Here is an 18,826-nt window from a genome sequence, read left to right on the forward strand (position 1 = left end):
GTTACTGAAGATGAAAATATTTTTCAAACTCTTTATGTTTAGTGTCTAACTCCTTTTTTAAAATAAGGAGTTTTTGCCTGAGCTTATCTTTATCTTTTAAAATATCATTGCCAAAAAAGCCTTTTGCCCGTGATTTTAGAAATAAATTTTTAAAGTCTGTAAGCTGCTGATAAATTTCAATATCAATTTTCAAATCCTGAGAATTTAAAAGCATAAAAATTTCTCCAAGGGTATTTTTTGTTTGGGTAAGTTTATTGCCCGATAAAAAGTCCTTTAATTGACCCGTAAGTGTGATTAAAGCTTTATAATCTTCATAAATCAAAGTTCTTTTTGCGGGAAGTGTCTTGTTGAAAAACTCCATTGTTGTTGTGTAGCCTATGTCTATGAGCTTTTGTTTTTCAGGTGTAGACAGATTAAAATTAACAAGCAGAATATCTTCGGTGTCTATTTTTATATAATCGAACTTGTCTTGTTTGGCGTATAATCCCATCACAAAATCAGTAGAGCAGTTAGTGATTGTATTGTAAAGAGTGTTGAAAAACCCGAATACGGAGCTTATTTTGTTATATTTGCCGCCTTCAAGTCTGAATTCAAGTATTCGCAAGTTTTCGGGGCATAAAGACTTGTCGAGTTTCCAAAGAGGGTTGCTTTTTAATAAATCGCCGTCTGTGAGTAATTTTTCTTCGTGTTCAACAGGGGTCAAAAGCCCGGGCATACTGCCTGAAATCCTTATCGCTTCGGCTACTTCAAAATCAGGGGTGTGGAATTTTGAAAATATAAAGGGTTTGGAATTTTTTATATCGGTGGTTATAATTAACAAGTCTTTTTCAAGGTCTTTGAAGCATATCGGAGAGTTTTCGTCTTTTATATAATTTTCTTTATAAAAAATTTTCTCAAGATTGTTTCTTAACCAGTCTAAAAGCACCCCGCCTTTGCTTATTGAAAAAGTCGGTGAGAAGCTTAAGTTGATATCTCTGAAAAGCTCGTAATTAACTTCCGAAAAAATATCATACAGGTCTTGACCGGTTGCCCCTGCTGCAAGAAAAGCGCTTAATATAGCGCCAACCGAGGAGCCTGCATACATCTTCGGTACAATACCAAGCTCTTCAAAGGCTCTTTGCACCCCTATATACGCGTAACCTCTGACTGCTCCGCCGCCGAATATGCATAGATAATTCAAGTCTTTGTTCATATAATAATTATAAAGCTAAATGCCAAAAGAGGCTATTATTTTAATTGCGAACGCCGCTCGAATACTCAAGCGGCGTTCTTGTTAAGACTGTCTGTTTTTTCTAATTTTGATCTAAGTAATTTTTTAAGCCTTTGGCTTCTATGTTATTTTTACATAACTTTTTAAGTTTGCAAATTGCCCTGTTTTCTATTTGTCGGACCCTTTCTCTTGAAACACTGTATTTTGCGCCTATTTCTTCAAGAGTTTTTTTCTGTCCGTCATCATCAAGCCCAAATCTTAAAATAAGAATATCTCGTTCTTTTTGGCTTAATTTACTGAGCATTCCCTGAACTTCATTTAAAAGATTGTCTTGCGTTACTTGAGATTCGGGAGCTATTGAGGCTTCGTCGATTAAAATATCGGCGATTTTTGCAGTTTCTTCTTTTTGGTTAATAGGTGTTTCGATACTTATCGTGCCTTGAGCCGAGCGTATCACGTACCTTAATTTAGAAAGCGGCATATCGAGTTTTTCCGCGATTTCTTCTTTGGTGGGGGTACGATTTAAGTATAATTTTAAGTCTTTTGAAACTTTTTTTATTTTGCCTAAAGTTTCTATCATGTGTACAGGAAGTCTGATGGTTCTTGATTTGTCGGCGATGCCTCTTGTTATTGCCTGCTGTATCCACCAGGTTGCATAAGTGCTGAATTTGTAGCCCTTTGAATAATCAAACTTTTCCGCGGCCTTAATAAGCCCTACGTTGCCTTCCTGAATTAAATCAAGGAAAGTTAAGCCCCTGCCTATGTATTTTTTGGCAATGCTTACAACAAGTCTTAGGTTAGCCCTGATAAGTTTGTTTTTTGCAACCTTGTCATTTTTTTCCTGAATACGTCTGGCAAATTCTACCTCCTGTTCTTGCGTAAGAAGAGAGATTTTACCTATTTGCTGCAGGTAAATTTTTACAGAGTCATCGCTAAAGCCCAATGAGTAATCAAGCTCTGATACTTGAGTACTTGCAGGACCTTCGAGTTCTTCTTCAAATTGTTCAAAATCTATATCTATATCATTTGAATCATTGTCGTCATCTAAGGAAGATATTTTCGATTTGGATTTTTTTTGTTCATCAGACATCTCTAATGCTAAACCTTTTTGTTGCATTTGTACTCCTCCTTATTCTATACCATGTTGTAGTTTTTTTACTACACGATTTTGATGATTTTAACGTTTTTTTACGTTAATTTGTTGGCGGACAAACTCAAACATTAGTATAGCAGCTGCATTAGAAACATTTAGAGAGTTGAATTCTCCCGGCATTGGTATTTTTATCAGCACATCACATTTTTTTGCACTAAGCCGGCTTATTCCCTGATTTTCACCACCGAGAATAAAGGCGGTATTGGTATCATAGCGTACATCAAAGTAGTTTTCGCTTCCCGATGCTTCCGCTCCGTAAACCCAAAAGCCGATTTTTTTTAAATCGTCTATCGCATTGTTAAGGTTGGATACTTGTACTATCGGAAGCTGTGAAACTGCTCCTGCGGAACATTTCTCTACTACCGAGGTTACAAGAGAGGTTCTCCTTTTAGGAATAATTACCCCTTGCGCTCCTGCACATTTTGCACTCCTTATAATTGCCCCGAGATTATGCGGGTCTTCTACACCGTCCAGAAGGATTACCAGTGATTTTTCCCTGCCCTTGAGCAAGGCTGCAAAATCATCGAAATCCGTATAACTGATGGGTGCGACTACAGCAATTATTCCCTGATGTGATTGCTCCGTCATGGAAGAAAGTTTTTCTTTCGGCGCAATTTGTACAGGAATTCTGTTATCTGACGCTAACTTGAGGATATTTTTAATTTTCGGGTCTTTTTTTGCATGTTCTGTGATTATTATTTTATTTATTCTGTCGGTTTTTTCTGATAAAAACAGCCCTTCTACTGCGTTTTTGCCATAAATTATGTCTTTGTTTTCCATTTTTTTATCCCAATTCTATACCTGCTTTAAGTATATTGTATATTGAGATTATAAAAAAATATACCAAGCACATAATATTCGCATTAGAATAATGGATTTCCAAACGGGCAATTAATAATTATCTTCCTTAAATTTCTCTATCCATATATATGTATTTTTACAAGCCGAATTATCTAATCGTTCTGCTTCCTTCTTCAACTTTTCAAATATTATAAAAAAATTTCTGTCAGGATTTTTAAAAGGATTAGCTGAGGTATCTTTGTTAGTTGATTTTACAAAAATATCTTTTGTTTCGGTATTATTTTGTTTGTCTTTATCGAAAAACATAACAAATTCCCCATAATAATTATGTTACAGACCTCATTATTACAGAGATGAGAAAGAATTTAATCAGAGTAAAGTTTAATATTTTTTATTTGTGCTAAAAAAAAAGAAGCCTGTTTCCAAGCTTCTTTTCAACATTTCTAGTTACATTATACAATGTAAATTCTGGTAGAAGTACCTTTTCTTCTCATATCAATTCTACCTTCTCTGGCTAACCAGCCCAGTGCTAATGCGGCACTATCACCGGTCATTTTAAGATCTTTTTTCAAAGCCGCCATTGTGCAATCACCTTTATCTGAGATGTATTCAAAAATACGTCCTGCGTCTTCGCCGATTGCGTTAATTTCGATTGAAATTTCTGTTGCTAACATTTTTTATGTCCTCCATTTTAGTGAAATTAAAAATTGTTTAACCTAACCTCTGTTTTAATAATAATAGAAAAAAATTTTTTGTACAAGCGTTTTTGACCGCCATTGACCAAAAACATTTAAACGTATGATTTTTATTTTATGTTAAAAGTTATAGTTACTGTTGCTGTAATTTTAATTTCTCCCGCTTCTATTGTTACAGGAGTAGAGTCCGCTTCGCTGCCTGCGGCTTTCATGCTCATAAAGTTGTCTGCATAAACCGCACGCGGTACCAAATTCGAACAGTTATAGGAAATATTTGCTACATTTACTATTTTCATTCCCAGTGAATTAAGCAGAGCTTCGGCGTTTTTTCTCGCTTTTTGAGCTGCTTGAGCTGTTAATTGATTGCAAACAGCATCTGTGTTTTCCAATGTAAAGACCAGATTGTCTACATTATTTGCTCCGTTTTTCACTGCTATATCAATTAGCTTGCCTACTTTATTGATATCTTTAAGTTTCAAATTTACGTTGTTTTTTACCTCGTAATCTTTGAACATATTTTTTTTGGTTATATTGTTGTACTCATAATTAGGGTTTAGCGAATATGCGCTTGTTTTAACAGTTTCATCAGGGGTTAAAGATTTTTTCAACGCGTTAATCATTTGTGTTGTTTTTTTGTTGTTCAGACTTACGGCTGTTTCGCTGTTTTTATCATTGGTTATAACGCTAAAAGTTACATACACGGTATCAGGCGCTATGGATTTTTCTTCTTTTGCCGTCGATGAAATTTTTCCGTTTTCAGCTGAATTGGCAAAAGTTTTATAATTTATTCCCAATGTGCCGATGGCAACAAGAAATACAAACAGTGCAATTAAAATTTTATTGGACATTTTCATCGTTTGGCTCCTTTGATTCAAGTTCTAAACGGTTAATAATATTTTTACAGTGTTCTTCGTTTAATTCGTCTGAGTTGTTAAACTTTATGGATACTTTGTTTCTCAAAATTAAAAAAAACATTATGACAAAAGCTGCCCAAAGCAGGAACGCCTGAAACAAACTTATAACAGGCAATGACAGTCCGGTATGCAGAAATTCGTTCCACAGGTACTTCAATCCCATGGCAGGGAACACTACAAACCCGTATGCTAAACACATAAAAATAAACATTATAAACAGCAGTCCCGGAATACCTGAGATTTGTATTATTTTAAAGTTTTTGCTCATTTGACGTCCTTTTTGTTTGTTCAATTAATTGTAAAAATTCGTGTTCATCAAGTATTGTAACACCTAATTTTTGGGCCTTTTCTAATTTGGACCCTGAATCTTCACCGCTTACTACGTAATCGGTCTTTTTGCTTACGGAACCTGCTGTAGCCGCACCCAGCGCTTTTACAATATCAGAAGCTTCGCTGCGGTTCATTTCGCTTAAAGTTCCGGTAAATACAAATGTTTTCCCGGTTAATTCGGTAGCAGGGATATTTTGTACGGTATTTTTTATCTTAAAGCCCGAGGCAAAAAGTTTATTTAAGGTTTCTATATTTTTAAAGTTGTGAAAATATTCTACCATACTTTTTGCTATTTTTATACCCACACCGTCTATATCCGCCAGTTCTTCCGTCGACATGGATTTTAGTCTGTCAAAGCTTTTTGCGCTGTTTGCTATAATTTGGGCTGTTTCGCTGCCTACGAATTTTATCCCGAGTGCGCTTATAAATTTTGCAAACTCGCAGTCTTTTGATTTTTGAATGGAATTATAAATATTTTGGGCGGATTTTTCGGCTATTTTATCCAGTTTGAGTAAATCCTCGACACTCAGGTAATATAAATCAGCATAATTTCGGGCTAATCCCAAGTCAAAAATCTGCTCGGCTATGCTTTCGCCCAGCCCGTCAATATCAAGTCCGTCTTTGCTTGCCCAATATTTGAGCCTGCCTTTTAAAATTGCGGGACAGTCTGTTTGGTTTGAACAATACTGTATAACTTCGCCCTCTTCTTTCATAACAGGTGCGCCGCAAGATGGGCAGACTTCGGGAAAAATGTACGGCTTTGTTCCTTCGGGACGTTTGGAAAGTTCCACTTTTATAATTTTGGGGATAATTTCCGCTGCTTTTTTTACCCAGACATAATCACCTATTCTCACATCAAGCCGCTCTATCTCTTGAGCGTTATGAAGGCTTGCACGCGAAACGGTTGTACCGGCAAGTTTTACCGGTTCTAAAATGCCAACGGGGGTAATTGCGCCTGTCCTACCCACGTTGATTTCTATATCAAGCAGTTTCACGACGGCTTCTTCAGGTTTAAATTTAAAAGCGGTTGCCCATTTTGGCGCACGCGCCGTATAACCCAGTTCTTCCTGACAGCCTAAACTGTTGATTTTTACAACCACACCGTCTGTTGCATAGTCAAGCTGCGCGCGTTTAGCTTCCCAATTATCGCAGTATGATATGACTTCATCGATATTTTGGCAGATTTTGCAGGCGGGATTGACGTTAAAACCTAAACTTTTCAGCATTTCCAGTGTTTCCCAATGCGTTCTTAGCGATGGGTCGGGACGGTCTAAAATGCCTGTATATGTAAAAAATGACAACTCTCTCTCCCGTGTAATTCTTGAATCAAGCTGTCTTACAGAACCGCTCGCCGCGTTTCTGGGGTTTGCAAAAAGCTGTTTGCCTTGTTCTTTTTGGTTTTGGTTTAATTTATTAAACGCCGATACAGGCATAAAAACTTCGCCGCGGACTTCTAAGCGCTCATGGTAGTTGATATTTTCAGGGATAGCCTTTATAGTCTTTAAGTTATTTGTAATATCCTCGCCTGTAATACCGTCGCCTCTTGTTACGCCTTTGGTAAATTTGCCTTTATCATAGCTTAATGCCATTGCAAGCCCGTCTATTTTAAGCTCGCAGACCATTTCTGCATGTGTTACATTCAGCGCCTTTAATACCCGCTCATACCACGCTTTTAACTCTTCATAATTATTTGAATTATCAAGACTGTAAAGTCTGTACTTGTGTTTTACCTGCACAAATCCTTCTGATAAAGATGAGCCTACTTTTTGGGTGGGGCTGTTTGGGAGAATTAATTCAGGGTAAGTATTTTCAAGCTCTTTCAGTTCCCTGAAGAGGGCATCGTATTCGCTGTCTGAAATTTGCGGGGAATTCTCTTCATAATAAAGTTTATTATGCAAATTTATTTCATCGCGAAGTTGTTGAGCTCTATTTTTGAAAAGTAACAGGTTGTTCATGATGCTCCGAAAATATTATTTAGAAAGATGCTTAACCATTGCTCTTAAAGCAAGATAATAGCCTTCATCTTTAAATCCCGAAATTTGCCCTATGCACACCGGCGCAAGGTAAGAAGTTTTTCTGAATTCTTCCCGTGCATGAATATTAGATAGATGTACCTCAATCGTCGGAATTTCAACCGCCAATACGGCATCTCGCAAGGCAATACTGGTATGGGTATAAGCGGCAGGGTTTATAATAATACCGTCATAAAGCCCTTTGGCTTTTTGAATTTTGTCTACAATTTCACCTTCGGTATTGGATTGGAAAAAATCTACCGCTGTGTACAAATGTTTGGCTAAATCAGAAATATTCTCATTGATTTGCGAAAGTGTAATTGTTCCGTAAGTGTCTTTTTCTCTTGTGCCTAAAAGATTTAGGTTTGGACCGTTTATAACGAGTATTTTCATAAAATCAGCCTTCTTGTTGAGAAAGTGTTAAATCGCCTGAATCATAAATCGATTTATAATAAGCGATTTGCTGCTCTGAATTATCTTTCAATTTGCCTAATTGGTTTTGCCCGGCTGAAACAATAGCCTGCAGCTCCTGCATATCATCGACAAGCCTGCCAAAGACGCTCTGGGCATATCTGTCCGCACCTTCTCTTATTGCAATAACTTCTGTTATGACCTGTTTTTTCAATTTCATGCATTCGGCAATGGTTTTTTCTCTGATGATATCTCTTTCTGAAATTGTTTCTTCTTTAATCTTCTCAGCTTCGGTTTTCACTCCTTCAAGGATTTCATGCTGGTCAATTCTTCTGATAGCTTCTTTTTTAGCTTCCGATATGATTTCTTCCGCCGTTGTTTGGGCTTCTCTGTTGATTTCATCTTTTCTTTTAATGATGGAGTTTGCTTCCTGAATTTCTTTCGGGAGTACGCTTCTTACCTTGTCTATCAAGTCAAACAAGTCTTCTTTATCAACCACTACATAAGAAGTTAAAGGAATGGTTTTGCTTTTTTCTAATGTGGATTCCATGTAGTTAAGTAAGTTGTTTACGCTATTAATGCTCATAATTCACCTCTGTTATTATAATTTACTAAATACTTTTTAACAGGCTCGGTTACAAATTTTTCTATATCCCCGCCGAGTCTTGATACCTCTTTGACCGTGCTTGATGCAATGAAATTGTATTTTGATTTTGGGACTAAAAACACTGTTTCCACTTCATCACATAAGTTGTTGTTCATTTGCGCCATTTGCATTTCATATTCAAAATCACTAACGGCTCTAAGCCCTCTTATTATTGCCTTTGCACCTTTCAATTTGGCATAATTCACGGTCAATCCTTCAAAAGAGTCTACTTCAACATTTTTTATCTCTTTTACCGATTCCTTGATTAACTCAACCCTTGTTTGTGTATCGATAAAAGCATGCTTTGCGGGATGCACGCTTACGGCAATAATTACCCTGTCAAAAATTTTGACGGCTTTTTTTAATACGTCTATATGCCCTTTTGTAATAGGGTCAAAGCTCCCCGGATAAATTGCTAAAGACAATACTCTTCCTCTGAAATAATATTCTTCACTATCTATTATACAAACATAGTAGTCAAAAAGTTAAATATAATAAGTTATGTAAAGAGATTTTAGTTATAGAAATCTTTATTTAGTGAATATTACTTTTTTAAATTCATTTCATTAGTTTGCTTGTTAACTTTTTTAGTTGACAAGCATATCTAAAATTTGTCAAAATAATACTAAGATTTCAAATCTAAGGTTATGAATAAAAAGGAGTTTATAAATGGAATTATCTGTAAAACAAATAGGACCTGTATTGACAGTACTTGCAAGAGGCAGGATTGATATGCTTAACACTCCCACTTTTGAATTTGAAGTCAACAAAGCCATAACTGATGAAGTAAAAGAATTAATACTCGATTTTACGTACGTTGAATATCTTTCAAGCCTGGGGTTGAGGATTGTACTTGAATTGCAGAAAAAAATGAATGCAAAAGGCGGCACGATGAAATTAATGAACGTTAACGACAATATTATGGATATTTTTGAAATAACAGGATTTACAAATATTTTAACTATTGAAAATGCTTAGAACTCTAAAAGCCAAAATTATTTTAATAACTCTTGCAACGCTTCTGGTTTTAAGTGTGCTTGTTTTGCTCCTGGCTTCTAATGTTTACAATAACAATAAGCATGAAAGAGCACAGATGTGTGATATAGCTGTGGCTTATTTCAGCGAACAGGTTAATAAATCAATAGGACAATTGCAGGAAAATGCAAAGGATTTGGCTTTGATGGGCAAAATCCTTTATAAATCCGATAAAAATAATCAGGATTTGTTGGATTTTTTAGTGAAAAAGAATTTTGAAAACAACAACCTTGCCGTAGGCGGGGGGGTATGGTTTGAACCTTATAAAATAAACCCTTCAAAAGAGAGGGTTTGTGCTTATGCTTTTCATAACGACAAAGAAGTTGTTGTTGACCCGAGTTTTGCAGCAGAGCAGTACAACTACTTTACTCAAATGTGGTATACCTCCATAAAAAAAGAAATTCAGGACGGGCTGGATGTTTCCTGGACTCCGCCATACTTTGACCAGACCGGTACTCATGCACTTATGACCACAATAGGGGCAGGAATATTTGACAACGATAATAATTTGATCGGAATGTCAACCGTAGATTGGAAGCTTGATAATATAATCAAAAAAGTTTCGGAACTGAAACCCACACCGAACAGCTTTGCGCTTTTTGCGGATAAAGACAGCGGTTTTATACTTGCCCTAACAGCGAAAAATGAGGAAGGGAATTTTGTCGGCAAATCCCTGACAGATATTACCTGGTACAGCCCTGAACTTGAGACAGGCGATACTTTTAAATATAACCGCATTGATTATATGACGTTTGTTAAAATTTTAGATAACGATATGCTGCTTGTAGTTAATGTTCCTTTATCGGAACTTTACGGCGACATAACACACCACTTAAAGTTAATGCTGGCTTTGATTTTATTTACAATATTTATTATTGTATTAATAATATATGTTATTCTGACCAAAAATGTTAATAAACCCATAGATTACCTTGTAAAAACAGCTGAACAAATCGGCAACGGCGACCTGGAAGTTCAAATGAAGATTGATGAACCTCAAGAGTTTGCCGAGCTGGCCTCATCGTTTAACAAAATGACAAAAGATATTAAAGAGTATATAACGAACCTTAATAACATAACTGCGGAACAAAAAAGAATAGAATCAGAGCTTAACATTGCAAAGTCAATCCAAAACTCTGTTTTACCAAGCGTATTTCCTCCGTATCCCAGCCGTACCGAATTTGCAATTTTTGCTTCAATGCAAACAGCCAAAGAAGTCGGCGGTGATTTTTACGATTTCTTTTTTATAGATTCAGACCATTTCGCGTTTTTGATTGCCGATGTTTCAGGCAAAGGCATTCCTGCGGCTTTGTTTATGATGAATACTAAAACACTGCTTAAAAACATAGCTAAATCGGGATTGTCGCTTGATGAAGTTATGACAAGAGTAAATAATAAAATATTTAAAACCAATGAACAGGGATTTTTTGTAACTATCTTTTTGTGCGTTTTAGAGCTTTCGACAGGCAAATTATCTTACGTAAACGCAGGACATAATCCGCCGCTGATTAAACGGGTCAACGGCAAATTTGAATATTTAAAACCCGAAGCGAACCTTGTTGCGGGCGCTATGAATGATTTTCAATATAAAAGCGGCGAAGATAAGCTTAATAGCGGAGATTTTATATTTCTGTATACGGACGGCATAACAGAAGCTATGAATACAGCGCAAGAATTTTATGGCGAACAAAGACTATTGAATACGTTGAACAAAACAGAGGAAATAAATGTTGAGAATATCCTGGCTGAAGTAAAATCAGATGTGGAAAGCTTTGCAGACGACGAGGTCCAAACTGATGATATTACAATGCTTGCATTTGAGTACAAAGGAGCAAGAGCTGTTAATATGAAAGAAATAAAAGAAAAATCATTCAACGGGGTTAAGACTTTTTTACTCCCTGCAGACATTGCGAAATTTAAAAATGTTTTGGAGTGGGTGGAGGCTATGTGCGAAGATGCTGACGTGCCTCATTACCACAGAACAAAATTAAATGTTGCAATTGAAGAAATCTTTGTAAATATTTCGACTTATGCTTATCCGCCTAAAGAAGGCGATGTCGAAATCAGCTTCAAAATCAATAAAGGCAATGAAATAGAAGTAACCTTCACGGATTCGGGTACTCCTTACAATCCGCTCGAGCAAGCGCCGCCAGATATTACACTTTCGGCAGAAGAACGTCCTGTCGGCGGCTTGGGGATATTTATCGTTAAAAATTCTATGGATTTTATGGGTTATGAATTCAAAGACAGGCAAAATATTTTAACTATCAAGTTGAAGTTTACGGATGAAAACTAAACTATTAAATCGATGTCTAAAAATCAGCTTAATGCCTGTATTTTCTCTTCAATAGAGGAATGTTTATATTGAATTTTTGACGAAACAACAGGCTGGGAATATTCATATCTATTAATAGAGCGGGCGTCAACAATAGGATAAGGCGGCATAAGCCCCCATTTGAATATTGCTTTGGACATTCTTGAAAAGAATTTTTCGAGCCATTGGGATTTTTGCTCTTTTGAAATATTCTCCTTTGCCTCATGCAAAAAGGCTGCTTCCATCATCTCATCCATAGACTGGTTGAGGTTCTCAACCCGCCAAATCACCTCATCTAAAAATTCATAAGGCATAAGCGCTTCTTCCGCTAAAAGAATTTTGTTTGTAAGGGGGTTAACGGCAAGTTCGGCGCAAGGTCGTTTGTTGATAACAGACAAGGGAATAGCGTTTTTTTCTTCTCGGTTCTCGTTCATCCATTTGGCAAGCGCAAAAAGCTTGGTTTTACAAACATCAGCTATAGGAGCAAATCCCCCTGACATATCACCGTTTATGGTTGCATAACCCATATAAAGCTCTGATTTATCAGAAGTAGCTATAGGCAAACAAGCCTGAAATTCGTTTGCAATACCCCATAATATCAACGCTCTTGAGCGTGCCTGAATATTATCCATGGTAAAAGATTCTTTGTATCTGACATCCCATTTTGTTTGCACCTGTTCAAAAACTTTTTCAAAATGATTTTTGGTCAAGTCAACCATATCTTTGACAGGGGTTTCAAGGAAGTTGATTTTAAGATTTCGTGCAAGTTCCTGCGCATCGCTTTTGCTTAAATCGCTGGTTAATTTTGACGGCATGCTAAGCCCGAAAACATTTTCTGCCCCTATAGCATCAGCCAAAAGCACAGCACAAACGGTAGAATCTAAGCCCCCTGACAGACCCAAGACGGCACGTTTGAATCCTGTCTTGTTAAAGTAATCGCGAACGGCACCGGTTATCGTTAAATACGTTCTCTCTAGGTCAGGCTCGTGGTCAAGAGTAAATGCTTTTTGCGAAGTAAGTGTTTTTTCAAGTCCTTTTGGCAGCGGGAAAATATTTTCTTCATCTGAAGCAGGGTTAACGATTAAAAACTGCTCTTCAAAGTACTTGGCTCTTACTTTTAGTTCACCTTTGGCATTGTACATTCTGCTTGCACCGTCAAAAGTAATACCGTCGTTTGAGCCTGTTTGATTAACATAAATCAATGGGCAATTATATTTTTTCGACACAAAAGAGAGCATATTATGCTTTAGCTGCTCTTTTTTGGCTCTTGTAATTGAAGAGGAGCAGTTAATTAACAAACCTGGTTTATGCTTTAACATCAGTTCCTTTACGGGGTCATCAGCGTACAAATTATGTTCAAAAAACTCATCATCATTCCAGCCGTCTTCGCAAACAATAATACCCGTTTTCACCCCGTTAAGGTCAATTATCCTTGAATCAGGGTCAACCGGTGCAGGCTCAAAGTGTCTGTAATCATTAAATTCGCTATAGTTAGGCAAAAGCGATTTTCTTATGATTTTTTCAATCTTGCCGTTTGAAAGAACGGCTATGGCATTATAATATTTTTTACCTGTTTTTTCGGGATTTTTTTGGGCAAAACCTATAATGACTTTTGTCGAGGACGTCTTTGCCGCCAAAGCTTCAAGCCATTGCATATTTTCTTCGACAATAACAGGGAATTTGTCTATAAAATCCCCTATCGGATAGCCGATTAAGAACATTTCGGGAAAAACAACAGCAGCAGCCTCTATCGCAGCTGCCCAGTCAATATAGCGCATAGCTTTTTGAGCATTGCCTTTGAGGTCGCCCGGAGTAGGGTTTGTTTGCGCTAAAACTATCGAGCCTTTTTGAAGCAAAGGTTTTAACTTTCTTACCGTATCAAGCTTTTCCTGCGGCGAAAGATTACCCTGCGCAAGGTCCTGCTCTATTATAGAAGTTAAATTTTTTATGTTATCTGCTTGCATAATTTAATAATATAACAAGCAATTTTCAGTGTCCAAGCTTAATACGCTTTTAAATACATATCAAGTTCGAGCGGAGAAACATAGGTTCTGTATTTATCCCATTCTCTGCGTTTTGTAGCCAAAAACTCATGAAAAATATGCGCGCCCAAGGCTTCTTTCACTAATTCACTTTTTTCGGTTAATTCAATAGCTTCAAATAAACTGCCCGGGAGCGAATTAATTTTGTTGCGTTTAAGTTCTTTAGGTGTCATATCGTAGATATTTTCTTCAACCTGAAGCGGCGGCTCGATTTTATTTTTAATGCCGTCCATAGCAGCTTCAATAAGAACCGCTAAAGCTAAATACGGATTGCAAGAAGGGTCGGGAGAGCGCAACTCTACTCTTGTTGCATTGCCGCGTTTTGCAGGTACACGGATAAGTGCGGAGCGGTTAGCCAATGACCATGCAAGATAAACAGGAGCTTCGTAGCCCGGAACCAATCTTTTATAGCTGTTAACCAACGGATTGGTAACAGAAGTAAACGCTTTTACGTGTTTTAACAAACCGCCTATAGTATACAGCGCTTCTTTTGACAGTTGGTAAGTTCTGTCCGCGTTGTAGAATAAATTTTCACCGTCTTTAAACAGGGAAATATTGCAGTGCATGCCTGAACCGTTTATACCAAAAATAGGCTTCGGCATAAAAGTAGCGTGCAGATTATGTTTACCTGCCATTGCTTTTACCGCGTATTTAAAAGTAACAATGTTATCGGCGGTAGTAAGCGCATTTGAATATTTGAAGTCAATTTCATGCTGTCCTTGTGAAACTTCATGATGACTTGCTTCAATTTCAAACCCCATTTTTGTAAGGGTTTTGACCATATCAGCACGAAAATTTTCGCCCAAATCGTAAGGCGCGGTATCATAATAACCCGCATCGTCATGAGGAATGGTTGTCGCTTCTCCGCATGCATCTTTTTTAAATATGAAGAATTCAGCTTCGGGTCCAACGTTCATTTCATAACCAAGCGCTTTTGCCTTTGCAATTACACGCTTAAGATTGCATCTGGGGCAGCCTTCAAAAGGTGTTCCGTCCTGATTATGTATATCACAAATAATTCTTGCTACGTTAGAGCTTTCCGTACCGCGCCAAGGTAAAATGGCAAAAGTTGACAAATCAGGATAAAAATACATATCCGAAGTTTCAATACTTCTAAAACCTTTGATGGAAGAGCCGTCTAACATAACTTCATTGTTTAAAACCTTATCAATCTGAGTTGCAGGCACTGCCAAATTTTTAACGGCACCGTTCAGGTCACAAAACTGAAGTCTGATAAACTCTATATTATTTTCAGCGATAATACTTTTAATTTCTTTTTTTGTTAAAAGTTTGCTGTGTTCCGGTATAAATTTTGCCTGCATAATATCTCCTATTCTTAAATTTTTTGTGCAATAAATACAATAATAATAATACTATTTTTACCGCCACTGTCAAAGGTTTATACTCATCCATTTTTTGCAAAGCCCGGATTTTTAAGAATTGTGCAACAAAAATGTAAAAAAGAACTTCAAAAAACATAAAAAACATTTTAGTTTTGTATACTTTTTAAAATCAGAATATAAATTCCGCTAAAAATCTTTCTTAAAAAAAACAAGTTTACAAAACTTAAGGTCGTTAAAAATTAAACTGCATTTCCCAGATACCGCAAGGGCATAATCCTTCACAAATACCGCAGCCGATACATTTGTCATCATCGCTAAGGTATTCGAATTTGCCGTCAGGTTTTTCTATTCTTGAAATAGCGCCGTTAGGGCAGCTGTCTTTACAAAGCCCGCAATCTCTGCAATAACCGCAGCTTAAGCAGCGGTTTTGTTCATTATCACAGGTAGGCTGGTAGCATTCGTAATATTCCGATTTAATTCTATCCTCGGGTATCATAGATTTGCGTTTGGGCGCCGACAGCTTTTGGTTATGCAAAAACCTGTCTATGTTTTGCGCGGCATTTTTACCGTCTGCAATAGCGTTAGTAAACAACGCGCACTTGAGCGCGTCACCGATAGCAAAGACTTTAGGATTATATTCAGTCTGATGAAAATCGTTTGTTCTTATATTTGATTTTTCATCCAGGTAATTTTTATTAAGAAAATTGAAAATAGGGCGGTCACCGACAGCAATAATTACGTCATCGCCTTCAATCAAAGTACCGTCTTTTAAAACAACACCCTCATCCGTAATTTTTTCCGTATAACAAGGCCAAAGAATTTTCGCCCCTAGTTTTGTTACGTATTCGATTTCTTTATCAAAAGCGCTCGGCCTTTGGATATCTATAGCAACAACTTCCTTCGCACCAAGGTTATAAGCCTCGGTTATAACGTCCATAGCTGCGTTGCCGGCACCTATGACGACAACTTTTTCGCCCAGTTCCACGGGCTGTTTCTTTTTGACTTTTTTAAGAAAATCCAAACCTTTGACAAGCTTTTCATAACCTTCAAACGGTATAACCACAGGGCTGTGAGCGCCTATGGCAATGATAATCGCATCAAAATTCTTTTCAATCTCTGCGAAGTTTTCATGCTCGATTTTTTTATTAAGGTGTATTTTAACACCTGATTTGCCAAACCGTTCAAGCTCCGCTTTCAAAATATCCGCGGGCAGGCGCTCTGAAGGTATAACCTGCGAAAGTTTACCGCCGATTTTGTCATCCTGCTCAAAAATTTCCACGTCATAACCGTTTTTTAAAAGCTGCCAGGCAGCGGATAATCCTGCTGTACCTGCACCGATTATGGCAATTTTTTTGTTTTTGGAAGAGGGCGGGAATTTGACTTTGATGTCGGCAGAAAGTTTACCCAGCATAGCTACATCCAAAGGCTCATCGACTTTTAATCTTGAACAATCATTTAAACACAGGTTCGGGCAAACCTGACCACAGACACTTGCGGGAAACGGACTGTATTCAAGCACAAGCTCAAGCGCTTCTTTAATTTTGCCTTCCCGAAGGAGCGAAAATCTTTTTTGGGTTGGAATACTGATAGGACAATTATATTCGCAAGGCGCGCTGTAGAAATAGTTTTTCCACACAGGGATTTTCAATCTGCCGCTGCCTGTCTGAATAAGGTCAGAAACAATATAATCCTCCTCCACCAAGTCCCCGAAAATAGAACCGCCGATTTCTTTCATCCATTTATTTTCACGGTAGGTTTTCAGGCTGATAGGGTTTGTTTTTTGGCGTTCCTCGTAAGTTTTGGCAACAATTTTTTTCCATTGCGAAAAATCACCTAAACGCTCATATAATTCAGGTCTGTTAATTTTTTCAAGAAATTCTTCTAAGCCTTTTGTTAAAAATTCAACATCCTGCTCATCCAAATCCAAAATAAACACATCATCGGATACATTGTTCACATGCCCTCTAAAGTAAACAACGCCGCCAACCATGCCCGTGCAGGCTCTGTCGCCCAGCACTGATTTAAAGTCTTCGCAATCAAGCCCGCAAACAACCGCAATGCCGCCGCCCATAAATTCAAACGAAAAAGAGCCCGTATTCTTTAAAACCCATAATTCGGGAGCATCAAACTTAGGGTCGCGTTTCATCAAAGCACCCGAACGTGTGCCTACTTTGCCTGCGATGAAGATTTTGCCGCTTGCGGCGCAGTGTGCCGTAGTATCGCCCGAATCTCCGTTTACGATTATATTAGCGCCCGAATTAAGCCATCCGACATCAGCAGGGGCAGAGCCTTCCACATAAATATTGGTGCCTGCAACGCCCATTGAACCTACCCTTTGCCCGGGGTTAATTATATAAAAATTCAATTCCAGACCGTTTTTTGACCAGAGAGAACCGCCTATATTATGCTGCCCCGAAGCTAAAATCCTAAAATCATTATTACCTTCCGCAACAGCATTCCAAATAAGCTTCATCAGCTCCTTTGTAGAGAGCCGTTTTTCTCCTTTTTCCGTATTTTTAAGTGTATTAATTTCTAATTCCATCTTTCACCTAACATACATGTGCAATTTCTAAACGCTCTGCAACATTTTTATCCACACAAATAAGCGCATCCGACCTGCCGATGGGTAAAGAACTGTTGCCTACCGGAGCTAAAAGTTTTTTAAGTTCCATATCGGTTGCCAGAATATAATTTACTATGTTTTGTGCAACTATATCTATATCAAGTCTTTCGACCAATTTTGGGTTTTGCGTTGTAATACCCACAGGGCAAAGACCCGTGTTGCAAGCGTTGCATTTTTCGTAATCATTCCCTACGCAGCCTGCTGTTTGCAAAATCAGCTTGCCTGTAAATACGCCGTTTGCACCTAAACATAACATCTTGAATGTATCAGCCGCCAAATTGCCTTTCATAGCCATTCCGCCGCCTGCAAACAAAGGGATTTGTCCTTGTTTCCCCTGATGGACGCCTGCTAAATAACAATCTCTGAGCTTTGAAACTATAGGATGACCTGTATGATTAAGCGAAATTTCGTGCGCTGCGCCTGTAGCTCCCGCAATACCGTCCAAGAAAAATCCGCCTACAATATTGTAAGGGTCACGCAAAAGGTTGTTATAAACACTTACGCTTGTCGATGAAGCAGCTACTTTAATTGCAACAGGTACCTGAAATTTAAACGCGCAATTAAGCGATAGGAACATTTTTTGTACACTTTCTTCAATTGAATACAACCCTTGGTGGTTGGGCGGGCTTAATAAATCCGCCTTTGGCACCCCCCTAATTTCCTGTATATGACGGGCATTCTTCTCCGCCATCAAAAGTCCGCCATCGCCGGGTTTTGCGCCTTGTCCTATTTTGATTAATATAGCGGCAGGGTCTGCTACCATATCAGGCATTGCGTTTATAATTCTGTTCCAGCCAAAATGTCCTGACGCTATTTGCAAAATCATATACTTCAAATACTTTGATTTGAGAAGTTTGACGGGCAAGCCGCCTTCTCCGGAACACATTCTTATGGGGATACCCTTCACCTCGTTCAGATAAGCTACCGCAATGGCTATAGCTTCCCACATCCTTGTGGAAAGCGCCCCGATTGACATATCACCGATAATAACGGGATAAATCGAACGAGTAGGGGGAGTATCGTGCTGCTCGTCAGGGACAAGATTGCCGTCTTCTATTTTAAAGTTTAAGTCTTTAGGGTTAACAACTCTGCCAAGCGTTGTTCTAAGGTCAAAAGTATGACGCTGCGCATCCAAAGAAGGGTCCGTCATTTGCGAAATACGACCGACTTTTATTTTGTCTAAAGTTCTGCCTTCAGTATGCAGGTTGGTTCGTCCGCCCCTTTTAACGGATTCTCCCGTATGGCTGCGGTACCTTGTGCCAAAACGCTCACTATTGTTATAAACAGGTTTGATGGC

Annotated in this window: 17 protein-coding genes; 2 read left to right on the forward strand and 15 right to left on the reverse strand. The window is 38.0% G+C overall.

What is annotated here, in order from left to right; translation table 11 throughout:
- Position 1: 1 nt before the first annotated feature.
- The 11 genes from PHX18_05105 to coaD form a co-directional block, all read right to left on the reverse strand.
- Positions 2-1,192, reverse strand: coding sequence for a patatin-like phospholipase family protein (locus tag PHX18_05105; protein ID MDD3593987.1), 1,191 nt, complete (start codon positions 1,190-1,192; stop codon positions 2-4).
- A 100-nt stretch (positions 1,193-1,292) separates the two neighbouring features.
- Positions 1,293-2,327, reverse strand: a complete 1,035-nt coding sequence (locus PHX18_05110; GenBank protein ID MDD3593988.1) for a sigma-70 family RNA polymerase sigma factor — start codon at positions 2,325-2,327, stop codon at positions 1,293-1,295.
- 60 nt (positions 2,328-2,387) lie between these two features.
- Positions 2,388-3,143 (reverse strand): 23S rRNA (guanosine(2251)-2'-O)-methyltransferase RlmB, encoded by a 756-nt coding sequence (gene rlmB / locus PHX18_05115; protein MDD3593989.1) that lies wholly within the window; start codon positions 3,141-3,143, stop codon positions 2,388-2,390.
- A gap of 111 nt (positions 3,144-3,254) precedes the next feature.
- On the reverse strand, positions 3,255-3,470 hold the full coding sequence (locus PHX18_05120; GenBank protein ID MDD3593990.1) for a hypothetical protein: 216 nt from the start codon (positions 3,468-3,470) through the stop codon (positions 3,255-3,257).
- A 146-nt stretch (positions 3,471-3,616) separates the two neighbouring features.
- On the reverse strand, positions 3,617-3,838 hold the full coding sequence (locus PHX18_05125; protein ID MDD3593991.1) for a winged helix-turn-helix domain-containing protein: 222 nt from the start codon (positions 3,836-3,838) through the stop codon (positions 3,617-3,619).
- A 131-nt stretch (positions 3,839-3,969) separates the two neighbouring features.
- On the reverse strand, positions 3,970-4,713 hold the full coding sequence (locus PHX18_05130; protein ID MDD3593992.1) for an SIMPL domain-containing protein: 744 nt from the start codon (positions 4,711-4,713) through the stop codon (positions 3,970-3,972).
- A complete protein-coding gene (locus PHX18_05135) occupies positions 4,697-5,041 on the reverse strand; it encodes a hypothetical protein (protein ID MDD3593993.1) in 345 nt (114 codons plus the stop codon). Before PHX18_05135 ends, PHX18_05130 begins: the two co-directional genes overlap by 17 nt.
- Positions 5,025-7,058, reverse strand: coding sequence for an NAD-dependent DNA ligase LigA (ligA, locus tag PHX18_05140; protein ID MDD3593994.1), 2,034 nt, complete (start codon positions 7,056-7,058; stop codon positions 5,025-5,027). The genes PHX18_05135 and ligA overlap by 17 nt, the downstream gene beginning before the upstream one ends.
- A 15-nt stretch (positions 7,059-7,073) precedes the next feature.
- Positions 7,074-7,508 carry a type II 3-dehydroquinate dehydratase gene (gene aroQ, locus PHX18_05145; protein ID MDD3593995.1) on the reverse strand — a complete coding sequence of 145 codons (435 nt, stop codon included), beginning with the start codon at positions 7,506-7,508 and terminating at the stop codon, positions 7,074-7,076.
- Between the two features lie 4 nt (positions 7,509-7,512).
- Positions 7,513-8,112 carry a hypothetical protein gene (locus PHX18_05150; protein ID MDD3593996.1) on the reverse strand — a complete coding sequence of 200 codons (600 nt, stop codon included), beginning with the start codon at positions 8,110-8,112 and terminating at the stop codon, positions 7,513-7,515.
- The gene (coaD, locus tag PHX18_05155) at positions 8,109-8,597 is read right to left on the reverse strand and encodes a pantetheine-phosphate adenylyltransferase (GenBank protein ID MDD3593997.1); all 489 of its coding nucleotides are present in this window, start codon (positions 8,595-8,597) and stop codon (positions 8,109-8,111) included. Before coaD ends, PHX18_05150 begins: the two co-directional genes overlap by 4 nt.
- A gap of 244 nt (positions 8,598-8,841) precedes the next feature.
- On the opposite strand from coaD, the gene PHX18_05160 reads away from it, so the two are divergent.
- Both PHX18_05160 and PHX18_05165 read left to right on the forward strand, forming a co-directional pair.
- Positions 8,842-9,150, forward strand: a complete 309-nt coding sequence (locus PHX18_05160) for an STAS domain-containing protein (protein ID MDD3593998.1) — start codon at positions 8,842-8,844, stop codon at positions 9,148-9,150.
- Positions 9,143-11,503 (forward strand): SpoIIE family protein phosphatase, encoded by a 2,361-nt coding sequence (locus PHX18_05165; GenBank protein ID MDD3593999.1) that lies wholly within the window; start codon positions 9,143-9,145, stop codon positions 11,501-11,503. The genes PHX18_05160 and PHX18_05165 overlap by 8 nt, the downstream gene beginning before the upstream one ends.
- Before the next feature lie 23 nt (positions 11,504-11,526).
- Here the strand turns inward: PHX18_05165 and nadE are convergent, their stop codons facing one another.
- The 4 genes from nadE to PHX18_05185 all read right to left on the reverse strand — a co-directional run.
- On the reverse strand, positions 11,527-13,485 hold the full coding sequence (gene nadE / locus PHX18_05170) for an NAD(+) synthase (protein ID MDD3594000.1): 1,959 nt from the start codon (positions 13,483-13,485) through the stop codon (positions 11,527-11,529).
- A gap of 38 nt (positions 13,486-13,523) precedes the next feature.
- The gene (gene glnA / locus PHX18_05175) at positions 13,524-14,885 is read right to left on the reverse strand and encodes a type I glutamate--ammonia ligase (GenBank protein MDD3594001.1); all 1,362 of its coding nucleotides are present in this window, start codon (positions 14,883-14,885) and stop codon (positions 13,524-13,526) included.
- Between the two features lie 253 nt (positions 14,886-15,138).
- Complete coding sequence (locus PHX18_05180; GenBank protein ID MDD3594002.1) at positions 15,139-17,448, reverse strand: FAD-dependent oxidoreductase; 2,310 nt, start codon at positions 17,446-17,448, stop codon at positions 15,139-15,141.
- A 7-nt stretch (positions 17,449-17,455) separates the two neighbouring features.
- Positions 17,456-18,826, reverse strand: a 1,371-nt coding sequence (locus tag PHX18_05185; GenBank protein ID MDD3594003.1) for an FMN-binding glutamate synthase family protein, incomplete at its 5' end; no start/stop codon positions are given.

The sequence above is a fragment of the Candidatus Gastranaerophilales bacterium genome (genome assembly GCA_028696075.1).
GTDB lineage: Bacteria > Cyanobacteriota > Vampirovibrionia > Gastranaerophilales > JAILCC01 > JAQVHS01.

Excerpts from the sequence above, each read along its gene's own strand:
- PHX18_05105 (MDD3593987.1), bottom strand. The coding sequence starts at position 1,192 with ATGAACAAAGACTTGAATTATCTATGCATATTCGGCGGCGGAGCAGTC.
- PHX18_05110 (MDD3593988.1), bottom strand. The coding sequence starts at position 2,327 with ATGCAACAAAAAGGTTTAGCATTAGAGATGTCTGATGAACAAAAAAAA.
- rlmB (MDD3593989.1), bottom strand. The coding sequence starts at position 3,143 with ATGGAAAACAAAGACATAATTTATGGCAAAAACGCAGTAGAAGGGCTG.
- PHX18_05120 (MDD3593990.1), bottom strand. The coding sequence starts at position 3,470 with ATGTTTTTCGATAAAGACAAACAAAATAATACCGAAACAAAAGATATT.
- PHX18_05125 (MDD3593991.1), bottom strand. The coding sequence starts at position 3,838 with ATGTTAGCAACAGAAATTTCAATCGAAATTAACGCAATCGGCGAAGAC.
- PHX18_05130 (MDD3593992.1), bottom strand. The coding sequence starts at position 4,713 with ATGAAAATGTCCAATAAAATTTTAATTGCACTGTTTGTATTTCTTGTT.
- PHX18_05135 (MDD3593993.1), bottom strand. The coding sequence starts at position 5,041 with ATGAGCAAAAACTTTAAAATAATACAAATCTCAGGTATTCCGGGACTG.
- ligA (MDD3593994.1), bottom strand. The coding sequence starts at position 7,058 with ATGAACAACCTGTTACTTTTCAAAAATAGAGCTCAACAACTTCGCGAT.
- aroQ (MDD3593995.1), bottom strand. The coding sequence starts at position 7,508 with ATGAAAATACTCGTTATAAACGGTCCAAACCTAAATCTTTTAGGCACA.
- PHX18_05150 (MDD3593996.1), bottom strand. The coding sequence starts at position 8,112 with ATGAGCATTAATAGCGTAAACAACTTACTTAACTACATGGAATCCACA.
- PHX18_05160 (MDD3593998.1), top strand. The coding sequence starts at position 8,842 with ATGGAATTATCTGTAAAACAAATAGGACCTGTATTGACAGTACTTGCA.
- PHX18_05165 (MDD3593999.1), top strand. The coding sequence starts at position 9,143 with ATGCTTAGAACTCTAAAAGCCAAAATTATTTTAATAACTCTTGCAACG.
- nadE (MDD3594000.1), bottom strand. The coding sequence starts at position 13,485 with ATGCAAGCAGATAACATAAAAAATTTAACTTCTATAATAGAGCAGGAC.
- glnA (MDD3594001.1), bottom strand. The coding sequence starts at position 14,885 with ATGCAGGCAAAATTTATACCGGAACACAGCAAACTTTTAACAAAAAAA.
- PHX18_05180 (MDD3594002.1), bottom strand. The coding sequence starts at position 17,448 with ATGGAATTAGAAATTAATACACTTAAAAATACGGAAAAAGGAGAAAAA.